Origin of the sequence: Streptomyces sp. NPDC012835, from assembly GCF_042900885.1 — a bacterium.
In the GTDB taxonomy this organism is placed as follows: Bacteria; Actinomycetota; Actinomycetes; order Streptomycetales; family Streptomycetaceae; genus Streptomyces.
This window is the reverse complement of sequence record NZ_JBIBBW010000001.1, coordinates 997844-1013699: the sequence shown is the minus strand read 5'-3', so window position 1 is coordinate 1013699 and position 15856 is coordinate 997844. Positions and strand designations below refer to the sequence as shown.

The following is a 15856-nucleotide window of genomic DNA, read 5'->3' as shown; positions in this document are numbered from 1 at the left end:
CGTCGCCGAGGCGGCCGGAGCGGCCGGGAGAGCGCGGGCCGTGGTGGTGTCGCGGGCCGGGGAGAGGGGCGCGGAGACGGTACGGGCGTACGGTCAGGGGCGCAGCAGCACCTTTCCCGTCCCCGGGTCACCGCCTCCGACGAGTGCGACGGCCTCGCCGAACCGCTCCAGCGGGAACTCATGGGTGATGAGCGGCGCCGGGTCCAGCAGACCACCGGTGAAGGCCCGTACGGCATAGGACCAGGCGGCCGACGGCGCGCCGAAGACACTGCGCACCGTCAGCTGATGCAGCGACAGATGCACCGGGTCGATCCCGGTGGCCCCGGGGGTGAACATCCCGGTGAGCACCACCCGGCCGCCGCGCCGCGCCAGCAGGCACGACGAGGCGGCGGTGGAGGGCGCTCCGGCCGTCTCCACCACCAGGTCGAACCGTCCGTGCAACTCCTTCGTATCCTCCGGCGTTCCCGCTCCGCTCGCCCCGAACTCCCTTGCCTGCGCGGTCCTTCGGGCCCTCGGGTCGATCACCGTCAGCTCGCCGGGGGAGGAGGCGGCGAGCAGCTGTACGGCGAGGAGCCCCAGGGTGCCCGCGCCGACCACGGCGATCCGCTCGCCCGGCTCGGGCCGGCCGGCGCGCACGGCGGCGGCGACCACGGCGGCGGGCTCCAGCAGGGCGGCGGCGCGCAGGTCGGCGTCGTCGGCCAGCGGATGCAACAGCCGTGCGGGGACCACGACATGGTCGGCGAAGGCACCGGGCACGGTGAAGCCCGTCTCCTCGTAACCGGCGGCGCACAGCGAGGTCTCGCCCTCCCGGCACCGGTCGCACGCCCCGCAGGCGCGGAAGCCCTCCGCGACCGTGCGGCGGCCGATCAGCTCGCGGGCGACACCCTCGCCCACCGCGTCCACGGTCCCGGCCCACTCGTGACCTGGCGTCACCGGGTAGCGCACATAGGCCGCGTCACGCCGACCGTCGTACACCTCGCGGTCGCTCATGCAGATCCCGGCGGCGGCGACCCGTACCCGTACCTCGCCGGGACCGGGCACCGGCTCGGGGCCCGTCACCAGCCGGTGAACGCCGGGCCGCTCGACGACGACCGACCGACCGCTCACCGGCCTGCCTTCGGGTCGCGCTTCTCCCAGCCCTCGGCCCACAGGTCGAACCGCGCGCGCTGCTGCGGGAATTCGGCCGCGGCCTCCACGTCGAACTCGACACCGAGGCCCGGCGCGTGCGAGATCTCGAAGCAGCCGGTCTCCGGGTCGACCTGCGGCGCGCCCCTGACGACCTTCTTGATCTCCGCGTCCGCGAAGTCGTTGAAGTGCTCAAGGATCTTGAAGTTGGGCGTGCAGGCGGCCACTTGGAGACTCGCGGCGGTCAGCACCGAACCGCCGACATTGTGCGGCGCGATCAGGGTGTAGTGGGTCTCGGCGGTGGCGGCGAGCTTCCTGGTCTCCAGGATGCCGCCGATGTGCCCGACGTCCGGCTGGATGATGTCGGCGGCCTGGGACTCGAACAGCTCGCGGAACTCGATCCGGTCGTGGATGCGTTCACCGGTGGCCACCGGAAGGTCCACCTTCCCGGCCACCTTGGCCAGCGCCTTGAGGTTCTCCGGCGGCACCGGCTCCTCCAGCCAGGCCGGCTCGTAGGGGGCCATCTCACGGGCCAGCCGGATGGCGGTCGATGGACTGAACCGCCCGTGCATCTCCAGCATCAGCTCTGCCTCGGGCCCGATCGCGTCCCGTACCGCCTCGATCAGCGCCACCGCGTCGTTGCTCGCCGCCCGGTCCAGCTCGAAGTGGCCGGTCCCGAACGGGTCGATCTTCAGGGCCCGGTAGCCGCGCGCCACCACCGCCTGGGCCGCCTTGTGATAGGCGTCCGGGGTCCGCTCGGTGGTGTACCAGCCGTTGGCGTACGCCTTGACCCGGTCGGTGACCTTGCCGCCGAGCAGCTGCCACACCGGTACACCCAGCGCCTTGCCCTTGATGTCCCAGCAGGCCATCTCGACGACCGCGATGCCCGACATCACGATCTCGCCGGCCCGTCCGTAGTCGCCGTACTTCATCCGGCGTACGAGATCCTCGACGGCGAACGGGTCCGAGCCCTGGAGGTGGTTGGCCTCGGCCTCCCGCAGATAGCCGATGAGCGCGTCGGTTCTGCCGAGCATCCGCGTCTCGCCGACTCCGGTGAGACCATCGTCGGTATGGACCAGGACGTAGGTGAGGTTACGCCACGGCGTACCGACGACATGCGTGCTGATTCCCGTAATGCGCAAGGCGGTGCCCCTAGGGTGCGTTCGAAATTTCGTCACACGTTCGAAATCGTGGCGTGACGGTATTCAGGCTCTCCGAGGGGTGTCAATGGGTAGTGCACCGGTTAGCCTGTGTTCGTCATCTCGGCCGACGGCCGAAGTACCGAACAAGAGGGGTGGGTGGTCGCTCGTGGGTCGCCTGGTCCCCGCGGTGACGCGGGCCCTGGACATACTCGAACTCTTCCTGGAGGGCGACGGCACGCTCTCCGCGCCCGATGTCATCCGCAAACTCCAGCTGCCGCGCACCACCGTGCACGAACTGCTCACCACCCTCGCGGCCCGCTCCTATCTGGCCGCGGTGCCGGGACAGCCCGGCCGCTACCGGCTCGGGGTGCGCTCCTACCAGCTCGGCAGCCGCTACGCGGAGCAGCTCGACCTCGCCGCCGAGGGACGGGCGGTCGCCCGCGAGATCGCCGAGACCTGCGACGAGACCGTCCATGTCGCCATCCTGGAGGACACCGACGTCATCTACATCGCGAAGGTCGACTCCACGCACGCGGTCCGGATGGTCTCCGCCGCCGGTCGCCGGCTGCCCGCCCACTGCACCTCGGTCGGCAAGATGCTGCTCGCCTCGCTGCCCCAGGACGATCTCGAACTGCGCATGACCGACCACGAGTTCGTCGCGATGACCCCCGCCAGCCTCACCGACCCGGAGGCGCTGCGCGCGGAGCTGACCGGGATCAGGGAGCGCGGCTTCGCCGTCGAGCACCGCGAGTCCAACCCGGACGTGAGCTGTGTGGCCGCGCCGGTACGCGACCGGGTCGGCCGGGTGGTCGCGGCGCTGTCCATCTCCGTACCGATGATTCGCTGGAGCGACGAGCGCGAAGTGGAACTCGCCCAACTGGCCGTCAAGGGCGCGGGCGCGCTCTCCGCGCGGCTGGGACACCGGGGCCGCCACTGAACGCGCGGAACACGGGGGACAATGGCGGCATGGCCCGTCGTACCTCCCGTACCGTTCGCACCGCCCACCGCGCCGTCGCCGCCGGCTCACCCTGCCCCTGCGGGCGGAGCGCCCCGCACGGACAGCCGATCCCGTACGGCGAGTGCTGCGACCGCTTCCACAGCGGCGCCGCCGCCGCGCCGTCGCCCGAGGCGCTGATGCGCTCCCGCTACAGCGCTTTCGTGCTGCTCGACGCGCCGTATCTGCTGCGCACCTGGGACCCCGCCACCCGGCCCGCGCGGCTGGAGCTCGACCCGGGGACGCGCTGGACCGGGCTGGAGATCCTGGAGACCACCGACGGCAGCGCGTTCCACACCACCGGGACCGTCACCTTCCGCGCGCGTTTCCGACAGGACGGCGAGCCGGGGGTACTCCTCGAACGCAGCCGTTTCGTCCGGAGCGAGGGCCACTGGGTGTATGTGGACGGCACCTTCCCTGAGGTCCCCGAGTGATGCCCGTCCGGGACCTCGCCGGGTGACCGGCCCCAGGTGACCGGCCCCAGGAGACCGGCCCCAGGAGACCGGCCACGGGCCACCGGCCACCGGCAATCGGCGGGTGATCCGGCGCTCAGCGGGCTGTCGCCCGGGTGGCCCCCGACGGCCGCAGTCCGTGGCCGCCCGGCAGATCGTGCGCCAGATCCTCGGCGAGCAGCCGCTTCGCGATGGCGTCCACGGCGTCGCGCAGCTCGCTGTCGCTCGGCCGCCCCCGGTCCGCTTCCAGCCGCTCGCCCAGCCAGCGCCCCCAGGCCCCGGTGATCACGGCGGCCTCACGGCGTCCCGCCTCCGTGTGCGCCAGCAGATTGCCGGTCCTGCTCAGATACCCCTCCTCCACCATCCGGTCGAAGACCGGCAGCAGCACCTCGGGCGGGATCCGGTGGCGTCCGGCGATCAGCCCCAGACTGGCGTGGCCCACCATCCGGGTGAACAGTTCGACCTGCATCACGGCCCACGCCCCGGCCGTGTCCAGCCGCGTATCGGCGGACCTGAGCACTCCACGCGCCTCCTCCCGGCGTGTGGAGCGCAGGATCTGGCCCACGGACAGCTCCAGCAGCCGGGCCGAGTCGCCCGAGCCCGGCGACGCGAACCCCTCGCCCATGTCGGTCGAGTTCGCCCGGGCCGAGTCGCGCAGCTTCACCTGCTTGAGGAAGAGGGCCACCACGAACCCCAGCAGCGCCACCGGCACCGTCGCCAGGAACACCGTGTGCAGCGAGTCCGCGTACGCCTGGATCACCGGCCCCGACTGCGCGGCGGGCAGCCGGTGCAGCCCTTCCGGACTCTGTGCCGCCTTCGCGACGGCCGCCGGATCGGCCCCCGCGCCCGCCGCCCGCACGGCCTCGGCGACACCTGTGCGCAGACGCGGCTTGAGCGAGTTGCTGTAGATCGTGCCGAAGACGGCGGTCCCGAAGGCGCTGCCCAGCGTACGGAAGAAGGTGACCCCGGAGGTGGCCGTGCCGAGGTCCGCGTAGTCGACGGTGTTCTGCACGGCGATCGTCAGCACCTGCATGGAGAGCCCGATCCCCAGCCCCAGCACGAACATGGCCCCGGACTCCCGCCACACCCCGGAGTCCGGCCCCATCCGCGACAGCAGATAGAGCCCCACCGCCATCACGAGCGAGCCGATGATGGGGAACAGCCGGTACGACCCCGTCCTGCTGACCACGTTGCCGCTGAAGACCGAGGCGATCAGCAGCCCGACGACCATCGGCAGCGTACGGACGCCGGAGATCACCGCCGAATCGCCGTCGACGTACTGGAGATACGTCGGCAGGAACGTCATCGCGCCGAGCATCGCGAAGCCCACGATGAAGCTCAGCACCGAACAGACCGCGAAGACCGGAGTACGGAACAGCCGCATCGGCAGCATGGGTTCGGCCGCACGCGTCTCCACCACGCAGAACAGCGCCAGCGCGACGATCCCGCCCGCGAAGAGTCCCAGGATGACCGGGGAGCCCCACGCGTACTGATTGCCGCCCCAGCTCGTCGCCAGGATCAGCGCGCTCGCGCCCACGGCCACCAGAGCGATGCCCGGATAGTCGATGACGGGACGGGACACCGACTTGACGGACGGGATGGTCCGGGCGGCGGCGACCACCACGGCGATCGCGATCGGCACATTGATGTAGAAACACCAGCGCCAGGTCAGATTGTCGGTGAAAATCCCGCCGAGCAGCGGTCCCACCACCGTCGCGACCCCGAAGACCGCCCCGATCGCCCCCTGGTACTTGCCCCGCTCGCGCAGCGGGATGACATCGGCGATCAGCGCCATCGCCGTGACCATCAGCCCGCCGGCCCCGATCCCCTGGAGCGCGCGCCAGGAGATCAGCAGTGTCATGTCGGTCGCCAGACCGCACAGGAAGGAACCGGTGATGAAGACGACGGCCGAGATCTGGAAGATGAGCTTGCGGCCGAAGAGATCACCGAACTTGCCGACCAGGACGGTGGCGACGGTCTCCGCGAGCAGATACGAGGTGACCACCCACGACATGTGCGCCGCGCCGCCCAGGTCCGACACGATCGTCGGCAGCGCCGTACCGACGATCGTCTGGTCGAGCGCCGCGAGCAGCACACCGAGCATGATCGTGGCGAAGACGACGTTGCGCTGCCGTTTGTCGAGCACCGGCGGCGCGGGGACCGACGAGGGAGGCCGGGTCACGCTGGCAGTCGTCATCTCTGCACCGTCACACCCCGGACGGCGGTACGCATGCGGGGGCGGCCAGACCGGTGAGAGAGCGTTCAACCGGGTCTACGGGGCCGGGGCGGGACCGGGGCCCGGCGTACGGTTTCGACGGGCCCCCGTCTCCACGGCTCCCGGTGCCGCGGCCCCACGGTGCTACGGCCGCACGGCCGCGCCCGCCCGCGCCGGACCGGCCGACGCGGCACCCGCGGGCACCGGCGCCTCGGCCAGCACCCCGCGCATGTCGCGCACCGCCTGCCAGGTGCCCCGCCAGGTGCCGGTCACCTTGGACTTCCCCGCGCGCGGCAGATACGGAACGTCCCGTTCCGTGACGCGCCAGCCCGCGTCGGCGGCCCGTACGACCATCTGGAGGGGATAGCCGCTGCGCCGGTCGGTCAGCCCCAGATCCAGCAGCGCCGCACGGCGCGCCGCCCGCATCGGGCCCAGGTCGTGCAGCCGCACCCCGGTCCTGCGGTACGTCATCCGGGCCAGCGCCAGATTCCCGGCCCGCGCGTGCGGCGGCCAGGCGCCCCGGGTCAGCGGTCTGCGCCGGCCCAGGACGAGATCGGTCCGGCCCGCCGCCACCTCCGCGACGAAGGCGGGCAGCAGCCCCGGATCCAGGGACGCGTCGCAGTCGCAGAAGCAGACGAACTCGGCCTCGGCGGCGAGCAGTCCGGTGTGGCAGGCCGCCCCGAAACCGCGCCGCGGCTCGCGCACCACCGTCGCGCCGAGCCCGGCGGCGATCTCCGGCGACCCGTCGGATGAGCCGTTGTCGACGACGATCGCGCGCCAGCCGGGCGGCACGCGCTCCAGCACCCAGGGCAGGGCGAGGGCCTCGTCGAGGCAGGGAAGCACGAGGTCGACCGTCGTGGGGGTCGAGTGGGTCATGACCAGCACCGTCCGAATTCCGAAGCCGACAGGAGAGTGAGAAGGGTGAGAGGGGTGAGAGGGACAGGGGCGATGACGGGGGACGGCGCCCGGCTCAGGAGCCGACGGCCACCGCCCGCTGTCCCGCCCGCGCGAATTCCGTCATGCCCGCGTCGAACGTGACGGCGGGAGCCCAGCCCAGCTCGGCCCGCAGCCGCCGGGACGACGCCGTGATGTGCCGGACGTCGCCGAGCCGGTACTCGCCGGTGACCACGGGGTCGGGACCGCCGTGCGCTGCGGCCAGCGCCGCCGCCATCTCGCCCACCGTGCGCGGGTCACCGCTGCCGGTGTTGAACGCGCTCAGCACGCCCGGCTCCCGCTCCCGTACCGCGCGCAGCGCCAGCGCGTTGGCCGCCGCCACATCCCGTACATGGACGAAGTCCCGGCGCTGGCCGCCGTCCTCGAAGACCCGGGGCGCCTCCCCGCGCGCCAGCGAGGAGCGGAAGAACGACGCGACGCCCGCGTACGGCGTGTCGCGCGGCATCCCCGGCCCGTACACGTTGTGGTAGCGCAGCGAGACAGCCCGGCCGCCGGTGGCCCGCGCCCAGGCCGCTGCCAGATGCTCCTGGGCCAGCTTGGTCGCCGCGTACACATTGCGCGGATCGGTGGCCGCCTCCTCGCCGATCAGCCCCGGCACCAGCTCGGCGCCGCAGCGCGGACAGCCGGGCTCGAAACGTCCGGCCGCCAGATCGGCCGCCGCCCGGGGCCCCGGCGCGACCCGCCCGTGGAGCGGGCAGTCGTAACGCCCCTCGCCGTACACGACCATCGACCCGGCCAGCACCAGATCCCGTACGCCCGCGGCGCTCATGCCCGCGAGCAGCGTGGCCGTGCCCAGGTCGTTGCAGCCCACATAGGCGGGCGCGTCGGCGAAGTCCTTGCCCAGCCCCACCATCGCCGCCTGATGACAGACCGCGTCCACGCCACGCAGGGCGCCCGCCACGGCCGCCGCGTCCCGTACGTCCCCGTGGATCCACTCGACCCCGGGCGGGCGTGTCGGCGGTACGGGATGGGCCGAGGGGAGCAGGGCGTCCAGGACCACGGGCTGATGGCCGAGCGCGGTGAGAGCCGCGACGATGTGCGAGCCGATGAAGCCCGCGCCTCCGGTGACGAGTACACGCATGGGGCGACGTTAAGCGCGCCGCGCCCCGCCGTCCGCCTCACGCGCCGCAGCGTCACCGCTCCGTGGGACCGGCTCCCCCCACCGGGTCACCGGTGGTCCGGCGGCGCCAGCACCTCCGCCAGGTCGTAGCGGACCGGTTCCTCCAGCTGCGCGTACGTACAGGTCTCCGGCGTACGGTCCGGGCGCCAGCGGCGGAACTGCGTCGTGTGCCGGAACCGGTCGCCCTCCATATGGTCGTACGCCACCTCGCACACCCGCTCCGGCCGCAGCGCGAGCCACGACAGATCCTTCGTCCCCGACCAGCGGCTCGGCCCGCCGGGCAGCCGGGCGTTCTCGTGCGCCGACTCCTCCGCCCAGGCCGCCCACGGATGGCCCCGCGCCGTCTCCATCCGCAGCGGCGCCAGCTCCTCGGCCAGCTCCGCCCGGCGCCGCATCGAGAACGCCGCGCACACCCCGACATGCTGGAGGACGCCGGCCGCGTCGTAGAGCCCCAGCAGCAGCGATCCGACGACGGGGCCGCTCTTGTGGGCCCGGTAGCCGGCCACCACCACGTCCGCGGTCCGCTCGTGCTTGATCTTGTACATGGACCGGGTGTCCGGCCGGTACGGCGAATCGAGCGGCTTGGCGACCACCCCGTCGAGCCCGGCCCCCTCGTACCGCTCGAACCACTCGGCCGCCAGCTCCGCGTCGGTGGTGGCGGGCGCCAGATGAACCGGCGCGTGCACGCCCGTGAACACGGCCTCCAGCGCCTCCCTGCGCCGCTCCTGGGGGACCGGAAGCAGCGACACGTCCCCCAGCGCGAGCAGGTCGAAGGCGACGAAGCTCGCCGGTGTGCGCTCCGCGAGCAGATCCACCCGGGACTTCGCCGGATGGATACGCTCGGTGAGCAGCTCGAAGTCGAGTCGGTCCTCGTGCACGATCACGATCTCGCCGTCCACCACGCACCGCTCGGGCAGCTCCGCGAGCAGCGCCGCCACCAGCTCGGGGAAGTAGCGGGAGAGCGACTTCCCGGTCCTGCTGCCGATCACCACCTCGTCCCCGTCGCGGTGCACGATCGCCCGGAAGCCGTCCCACTTGGCCTCGTACTGCATACCCGGCGGGATACGGGCCACGGACTTGGCGAGCATGGGTTTCACGGGAGGCATGACCGGAAGATCCATGCACCGATTGTGCTCGGGAACGCCCCGCTCCGCCCGATATGGGCCCGCCCGACTTGGGTCCGCCCGAGACACGACCGGCCGACATCCCGGAGATACGACCGCCGATAGGGCGACCGGCCGATATGCGCCCGGCGCCCGCCCGGCCTACCGTGGCGCACATGGCATCGGGACAGGCGGTGGAGCTGGAGGCGGGCGGCAGGACCGTACGGCTGTCCAGCCCCGAGAAGGTCTACTTCCCCGCGCGCGGCTTCACCAAGCTGGACGTCGCCCGCTACTACCTGGCCGTCGGACCGGGCATCGTCCGCGCCCTGCGCGACCGGCCGACCACCCTCGAACGCTTCCCCGAGGGCGTCGACGGCGAGTCCTTCTTCCAGAAACGCGCCCCCAAGAACCTGCCCGAGTGGATTCCCACCGCCCGCATCGACTTCCCCAGCGGCCGGTCGGCCGACGAGATCTGCCCCACCGAGGTGGCCGCCGTGCTCTGGGCGGCGAACCTCGGCTGCCTCACCTTCCACCCCTGGCCGGTCCGCAGAGGTCGCACCGACCACCCCGACGAACTGCGCATCGACCTCGACCCGCAGCCGGGCACGGACTTCGCCGACGCGGTCAGGGCCGCCCACGAACTCCACGCCTTCCTCGACGAACAGGGCCTGCGCGGCTGGCCCAAGACCTCCGGCGGCCGGGGGCTGCACGTCTTCGTACCGATCGAACCCCGCTGGACCTTCACCGAGGTACGCCGCTGCGCCATCACCATCGGCCACGAACTGGAACGGCGGATGCCCGGCCGCGTGACCACCGCGTGGTGGAAGGAAGAACGCGGCGAGCGCATCTTCGTCGACTACAACCAGACCGCCCGCGACCGCACCATCGCCAGCGCCTACTCCGTACGCCCCCGCCCCCACGCCCCGGTCTCCGCGCCGCTGCGCTGGTCGGAGCTGGACGAGGTGGCGCCGACCGACTTCGACCTGGCGACCATGCCCGTGCGCTACGCCGAACTCGGCGACGTGCACGCGGACATGGGGGAGCGGTCGCACAGTCTGGAGGGCCTGCTGGAGCTGGCCGACCGGTACGAACGGGACCACGGCCTCGGCGACATGCCGTATCCCCCGGACTACCCGAAGATGCCGGGCGAACCGAAACGCGTCCAGCCGAGCCGGGCGCGGCACGAGGAGTGACGGGGGCGGGCGGTCACCGCGTGGCGCGGTCGGGCCGGAGAGGGGCCAGGGGCAACACGCACATCGTGTGTCCTATCGCGGTACCACGGGCCGGGTCATGGACGCGAAGACCGGTGAGTCCGAAGTCCCGGTGGCGCACCTCGGAGTGGATGCCGAGGATCGCCAGCCGGACTCCGGGAAGCTGTTCGGCGGCTTAGTGACGGATCTCGACGGTCACGTGGAGCCTCCCGCACGGTGATCAATGCCGAGGGGACCAGTAGTCGGACAGCATGTCGCCCGGCCAGGAAGGCTCGTGGACCGTGCCACGCGGTCCCATTTCGGTGAAATACGGAGCCAAGTCGTAGACGGCCGTGCCGTCGACGGCGTCCAGGTCGGTGACGTGCAGATCCAACCCTTCAACCTTCAGCAAGCGGGGGAAACTCGTCGCCAACTGGTTGGGCCTCCGATGGTTACGGTGTGCGAACGTGCCGGAAGGAGGCCAGGACGGGTTGTTGCGGGGGCTGCGCGCGTGCAGTGCCACATCGCCCGGCGAGGCCCGGTCGAAGTGCCACACGACGATCAGGTGCGAGAACTCCTCCAGCCCCTGGACCACTTCCGTCGGGTAGTCCGGGTTGAGACGGATCACCGAGTCGACACCACCCCAGTAGTCGTCTGCCACTTCGGGCCGGCCTCCGACCACCATGCCGATCGGCTTGATCTCAAGTGCCCGAACCATGTCAACGTCCTCTCGATCCATATCGCCGTGGGAAGGCTGGGAGGTCTGCGGGATATAGGTCCAGGTGGTCAATGTACCTGTGCCAAGTACGCGTTGGCCCGTGCGTCCACGACGGCGACAGCGGGAATGTTGCGCAGTCTGTAGGGGGAGAGCAGCCGCCGCATGTCGACAACCGCCTGGCGGGCCCGCCCGGAATAGATGCCGTCCTCCATCGACTCCAGTAGCCCGTTCCAGGTGGCGCAGGCTTCCTCGACTCCGCCGGCGACGATCTGTGTCGCTCCCAGGTATCCAAGCGTTACGGCGTGGGTGCGGCGAAAGGCCGCCCCGCGTGTACGAGAGGAGTGCCGGAACTCGCGAATGGCGCCCTGACGGTCACCGAGGTCTCTGAGGGTGCAGGCTGTCTCGTGGGCCAGCGCCGCTTCGCCGAAGAAGAAGGTCCGGTTGGGCTCTGGGGCACTGTCGCCCGCAGAAGCGAGGTCGTCCTCAGCGCGCAGGAGTGCCTTCGTCGCTTGCCCCCTCCTGCCGGTGGCCGCCAGGCATCGTGCGTGGATGACGCCGAGTAACGCCCGTTCCCTGGGCGTGGCCGAGGCATACCGAGCGCCCCGCAAGGATGCTGTCGCGAGTTCGAGTCCCCGGTCCGCGAAGCCGAGGTCCAGCGACTGATGTGCCATGGCTCGAAGGACATGGCCGCTGAGCGGCGGGTCGTCGGCCTGCGCGGCAAGTTTCACGGCGAGGACGAAGTACCGCTGGGCGGTGCTGTGTTCACCGCTGTCGAAGGCCATCCAGCCGGACAGGTAGGCCAACTCTGCGGCGGCAGAGAACATGCCCCTGCGTACCTGATCGCTGTGAAAGCTGCCGTGCAGAAAGTCGCGGACGTCGGAGTGCAGATACTGAACCAGGGCGGTGCGGCCGTGACCGCCGCCCCGCTGCTGGTCCATTGCGGAGAAGGCGGCGGTCAGCTCTTGGACTGTCCGGACATCGCTCTGACCGACTCGTTGGCCGCCTGACGATTGCTTGTCGGGCTGCCGGGCCATCGTCACCCACCATTCGTCGTCCGGGATCGCCAGGCCCACGGCCGAATACACAGCGCCGGTCAGCATCTTTCGTCGGTCCGCATCCAAGTCGGATCTCCCCAGGTAGGTCAGGGCGGTCAGCGGATCGACACGCCAGTCCAAGGCCCCCGGCGTTTGTAAGGCGGCGGATACGAATCCGAGTTCCTCGGGGGCCACGACACGCTTCAGGCGACGGGACAACGCCTGGGCCAAGATTAACGGGGCGGCCCCCGAGGGCTGGGTGCCGCCCACCCACATGCTCATGTGCGAGCGGCCGATACAGGCGTTCTCGCGGTGGCCGCCGCTGCCCGATTCTGCCGCGACGCGGTTGTACGCGCTCACCGCCTGAGCCCGTGACCACCCCACTTCTTCGAGCAGCCTGGCAAGCCGCTCGTTTCGTACGCGCGCCATGACGCTCTCCCGGCTGCAAGACGATCTCTGACCATATTGACCGGACCCGCGATGGCGATGAGGTCTCGCGCCTGCGGCCGGAGCCTCCAACCTACGACTGGCAGCACGTCAGATCTGCGATCTGTAACGACATCACCCATCAGGGATGATCTTTGACCACTTTGACCACCCGGCGGATCGCTGCCCCATACCCAGGCAGCCGGCGAGGCGGTTCTCTGTATGTGTCCACCCGGCAGGCGACATCGGCCGCGCGTCGGTGTGCACCTTTCATGCCGTCCGCGCGCGGGCGGTGAGTCAACGCTCCTGTCCGGGGGCGCGCCAGGCCCATGACGGAGGGGACTTGCCATCGTGACCAGAACCGAGTCGGCGGAGACATTCTCGGTAGCCCGTGAGTGGTCGCTGAAGTACACGATGGTGCCTGGCTCGGTGCGTCTCGCGCGGATACACGTACGTCGGCACGTCACCGCGATGGGTTGGCGGGGCGACGTGGAGGACGCGGTCCTCATCGCGTCCGAGCTGGTGTCCAATGCCATCGCGCACGCGCGGGTCCCGGAGGAACTGCTGACGGTGCGTGCGGCGGTTCTCGATGAGGGGGCCCTGCTGGTGGATGTGTCCGATCCGGTCTGCTGCTTCGGCGCGGTGGGCGGGGAGGGAGAGGAAGCGGAGAGCGGCCGGGGGCTGGTCATCGCCCGGGGGCTGGGGGCGTTTGTCTCCTGGTTCCTGCGCGAGGGCGGCGGCGGGAAGACGGTCCGCGCGTACGTACCCGTCGTACCGGCGAGGCGGCCCCGGTGATCGCTGCCGGGCCGGCTGATCGCGCCGGGCGGGCGTCGGCCGTGCCGGAGATGCTCGACCTGTGGGCGGTGTGATGGCGTCGGATGTCCCGGAGAGCGAGGAGCCCCCGCGCGGAACAGCGCTGACGTGGCCTCCCTGCGCGTGCCCCATAGGAGACCGGTGCCCGGAGCGGCCCGGCGCCGGTGTGACGGAGGGCGGCGAGGACCGGTCGGACAGTACCGCCATGGAACGCATCCGGCCGTTGCTCGCCGCGCGCAACCGTCGTACGGACTGGGGGCGCCGGTGACGGCTGGGCGGCGCTTTTCGTGGCGTGTGGCGCGCTGGGCGGTGCGTTGGCGGCTGTGGCGGCAGCGCCGGGACCAAATCGCGTACCTGGTGGACGTCGTCATTGCCGCGGAACAGACAAGGAACCGTGTGGTGCTCACCGAGCTTCAACTGCTCGACAACAAGGCTTTCTTCGACCGTGTCTTCGGACAACTGCCCCCGGAGGGAAACAACGATGGCTGAGAAGCCGTGCGCCACATGCCTGACGCTGAAGGAGGAGTTGGCGTCCGCCGAGCGGGCCGGGGACAGGTCCAGGGCGCTGGATTGCGTCGTACTCCTCCGCCGACACCCGGACCATGGCGCTTCGCCCGTGGCCGCGCCTCCGGAGAGCCGGCCGCAGTGGTACATCGAGGGCTACGGCTGAGGCCGGTGGAGAAGTGCTCGCTCCCCGGGTTCGCCCGGGGGATCGGGGCGGGCACTGTCCGGGCCCCTGCCTCCCTGTTCCTTTTGATGTCCGTCATCCGGTACCGAGTGACAACCGGGGAAATCCTCTCGTCGGCTGTTTTCTCAAGGGGGGCTCAGTGTGAACTCCATCTGCCTACCGTGACTTCGAGCACGCGTACGTGGACGTACTCGATCACATCGCGGGGAATTTCGAGTACCGGAACGCGCCGCGGGGGAACGCCGCCGGCGAGTGTCTCGGGCTCAGTTTCCAGATCGTCAACCCGCGTGAGCGTCTGCCCTGTCTGGCCGCGCGCAGGGTCAATCCGGTTCTCTCTTTCGCCGAAGCCCTCTGGTATCTGGCGGGCCGCACCGACCTGGACATGATCGGCTGCTACGCGCCCCGGATGCGTGACAGCTCCGGTGACGGTAGGCGGATTGACGGGGCCGCCTACGGTTCACGGGTCTTCAACCCGTCGGCGGCGACACGCTGTCGTCTTCGACCGGGTCATTGAGCTGCTCCGCCCCGCGCAGGACAGTGAGCGCGGGGCTCATGCCGATCCTCACTGCGGCGAACTGGCGGTGGCCGACAACCCTGACGTGTCCTGTGTCGTCGCCCTCCACACGAGCGCGTGTGCCGGGTCCTGGATGAGGCCAGGGGGCGATACCGGCCGGTGCGGGAGCCGTTTCCCGCCATGCCTGTCGGTACGTTCTTTCCCGCCGAGTGGACGAAGGCCAGGGTGTGGGCCAGGCGCCACCGCCTTCACCAGCATCGCCCGCACCCTCGTCTGCTGCCGCAGGCTCACCAATTGAGCTGACTTCTCAGACAAGACATAGCAGCCTGGGGGCGGCGCGCTGGAGATCTCGCCGCTGCGGTCGCACGGCGAGGACGTGCCGCTCGCGGCGGACGAGTCGAGCGGACGCCGCGTTACGTCAGTTCGCCAGGCGATGGGATTCGGCGGCAGGAGCAGGGGACTGGGCGGGTGGCCATCCCATGATCCGGCGTGTGGTGGCGCCGAACAGCGCGGTCCGCTCCGACCGGGACAGCTCGGGCCGGTCGAGCAGGTAGTGCAGACCTTGAGCGTAGGAGTGGTAGCCCGGGTACCTCGGTACGGGATCGAAGCCGTGCAGCCGACCGAAGACCCGGTGCTGATCGGTCGCCCACATGCATCGGTCGGCGCCGAACGCGTCGAGGATCTGGCGCAGTTGGGGCCAGACGTCCGGATACGGGTACGTCCGGGTGGACAGTGTCGGGGCGCCCGAGAGTTTGACGAAGACGTTCGGTAGTTCGGCGAGGGACAGCAGCTGGCCGAGGTCACGCCACGGTGGCTCGTCGGCCGGTGCGAAGGGCGGCTGGTTTAGCCCCATGTGGTCGATCACCAAAGGGAGTTCAGGGTGTGCGTGTGCCACTGGCGCAACGTCGGACAGAACACCCGAGGCCAGGAGGCAGACCGGCATCCGGTGCTGTTCGGCGGCGGTCAGCAGTTTCTCGTAGGCCCCGGCTCGCAGGCGCTCAACGGCAGCAGGGGGGAAAGCGAGGTTGACCCGGAGTCCCAGAACGCCTGGTTCCTCTCGTGCGCGGGCCACCTGACCGGCGATGTCGGGCGAGGTCTCGTCGAGCGTCAGCACGGTGGCGAGACGCCCGGGGTGCCGGGCAGCCGCTGCCTTGCACCACTCGACGGGAGCGACGTCCGGGTGGCTGACGAGGACGGCCGCGTCCACGCCTGCCGCGTCCATCTGCGCGAGGACGATCTCGGACAGCAGGTGCGGGTACGACTCGTCGCCGTGTGCCCACCGCGACCAGGGCCGTGGCAGATGCAATTGTGCGTCGATGATGTCCATGGGTGACTTTCTCCTGTGCTGCCGAACGGGTGGGTGGAGGG

The 15856-nt window shown here is 70.8% G+C and carries 17 protein-coding genes; 8 read left to right on the top strand and 9 right to left on the bottom strand.

Translation table 11 applies throughout. From position 1 onward, the window contains the following. Nucleotides 1–93: 93 nt before the first annotated feature. Complete coding sequence (locus ACFY6S_RS04340; protein WP_388822651.1) at nt 94–1107, bottom strand: zinc-binding dehydrogenase; 1014 nt, start codon at nt 1105–1107, stop codon at nt 94–96. Next, nucleotides 1104–2267 (bottom strand): mandelate racemase/muconate lactonizing enzyme family protein, encoded by a 1164-nt coding sequence (locus ACFY6S_RS04335; protein ID WP_388822649.1) that lies wholly within the window; start codon nt 2265–2267, stop codon nt 1104–1106. The genes ACFY6S_RS04340 and ACFY6S_RS04335 overlap by 4 nt, the downstream gene beginning before the upstream one ends. 166 nt (nt 2268–2433) lie before the next feature. Here ACFY6S_RS04335 and ACFY6S_RS04330 point away from each other — a divergent pair, with 166 nt between their 5' ends. Further along, nucleotides 2434–3204: an IclR family transcriptional regulator gene (locus ACFY6S_RS04330; protein WP_388822647.1), complete on the top strand. Its 771-nt coding sequence runs from the start codon at nt 2434–2436 to the stop codon at nt 3202–3204. 29 nt (nt 3205–3233) lie between these two features. Next, a complete protein-coding gene (locus ACFY6S_RS04325; protein ID WP_388822645.1) occupies nt 3234–3695 on the top strand; it encodes a YchJ family protein in 462 nt (153 codons plus the stop codon). 115 nt (nt 3696–3810) lie between these two features. On the opposite strand, the gene ACFY6S_RS04320 is transcribed toward ACFY6S_RS04325, so the two are convergent. From ACFY6S_RS04320 to ACFY6S_RS04305, 4 genes are all read right to left on the bottom strand, one after another. Continuing rightward, the gene (locus tag ACFY6S_RS04320; RefSeq protein WP_388822643.1) at nt 3811–5910 is read right to left on the bottom strand and encodes an MDR family MFS transporter; all 2100 of its coding nucleotides are present in this window, start codon (nt 5908–5910) and stop codon (nt 3811–3813) included. 162 nt (nt 5911–6072) lie between these two features. Beyond that, entirely contained in the window at nt 6073–6804 is a 732-nt protein-coding gene (locus ACFY6S_RS04315; protein ID WP_388822641.1) for a glycosyltransferase family 2 protein, read from the bottom strand. 94 nt (nt 6805–6898) lie between these two features. Beyond that, a complete protein-coding gene (locus ACFY6S_RS04310; protein WP_388822639.1) occupies nt 6899–7963 on the bottom strand; it encodes an NAD-dependent epimerase/dehydratase family protein in 1065 nt (354 codons plus the stop codon). A gap of 86 nt (nt 7964–8049) precedes the next feature. Continuing rightward, nucleotides 8050–9123 (bottom strand): ATP-dependent DNA ligase, encoded by a 1074-nt coding sequence (locus ACFY6S_RS04305; protein ID WP_388822637.1) that lies wholly within the window; start codon nt 9121–9123, stop codon nt 8050–8052. Nucleotides 9124–9281: 158 nt separating this feature from the next. Between ACFY6S_RS04305 and ligD the strand changes: the two genes are divergently transcribed. Together ligD and ACFY6S_RS04295 are read left to right on the top strand one after the other, a co-directional pair. After that, nucleotides 9282–10298, top strand: a complete 1017-nt coding sequence (gene ligD / locus ACFY6S_RS04300; protein WP_388822635.1) for a non-homologous end-joining DNA ligase — start codon at nt 9282–9284, stop codon at nt 10296–10298. 97 nt (nt 10299–10395) lie between these two features. Continuing rightward, the gene (locus ACFY6S_RS04295; protein ID WP_388822633.1) at nt 10396–10536 is read left to right on the top strand and encodes a hypothetical protein; all 141 of its coding nucleotides are present in this window, start codon (nt 10396–10398) and stop codon (nt 10534–10536) included. On the opposite strand, the gene ACFY6S_RS04290 is transcribed toward ACFY6S_RS04295, so the two are convergent. Next, complete coding sequence (locus ACFY6S_RS04290) at nt 10537–11013, bottom strand: SAM-dependent methyltransferase (RefSeq protein ID WP_388822631.1); 477 nt, start codon at nt 11011–11013, stop codon at nt 10537–10539. Between the two features lie 68 nt (nt 11014–11081). After that, complete coding sequence (locus ACFY6S_RS04285) at nt 11082–12476, bottom strand: Tat pathway signal protein (protein WP_388822629.1); 1395 nt, start codon at nt 12474–12476, stop codon at nt 11082–11084. Nucleotides 12477–12824: 348 nt separating this feature from the next. Between ACFY6S_RS04285 and ACFY6S_RS04280 the strand changes: the two genes are divergently transcribed. The 4 genes from ACFY6S_RS04280 to ACFY6S_RS04265 all read left to right on the top strand — a co-directional run bounded on the left by ACFY6S_RS04280 (nt 12825) and on the right by ACFY6S_RS04265 (nt 14488). Further along, entirely contained in the window at nt 12825–13268 is a 444-nt protein-coding gene (locus ACFY6S_RS04280) for an ATP-binding protein (protein ID WP_388822626.1), read from the top strand. 312 nt (nt 13269–13580) lie between these two features. Continuing rightward, nucleotides 13581–13775, top strand: a complete 195-nt coding sequence (locus ACFY6S_RS04275) for a hypothetical protein (protein ID WP_388822623.1) — start codon at nt 13581–13583, stop codon at nt 13773–13775. Continuing rightward, complete coding sequence (locus ACFY6S_RS04270) at nt 13768–13956, top strand: hypothetical protein (RefSeq protein WP_388822620.1); 189 nt, start codon at nt 13768–13770, stop codon at nt 13954–13956. Before ACFY6S_RS04275 ends, ACFY6S_RS04270 begins: the two co-directional genes overlap by 8 nt. A gap of 199 nt (nt 13957–14155) precedes the next feature. Further along, nucleotides 14156–14488 (top strand): hypothetical protein, encoded by a 333-nt coding sequence (locus ACFY6S_RS04265; RefSeq protein WP_388822617.1) that lies wholly within the window; start codon nt 14156–14158, stop codon nt 14486–14488. A gap of 418 nt (nt 14489–14906) precedes the next feature. Here the strand turns inward: ACFY6S_RS04265 and ACFY6S_RS04260 are convergent, their stop codons facing one another. After that, entirely contained in the window at nt 14907–15815 is a 909-nt protein-coding gene (locus ACFY6S_RS04260) for an amidohydrolase family protein (RefSeq protein WP_388822613.1), read from the bottom strand. Between the last annotated feature and the right edge of the window lie 41 nt (nt 15816–15856).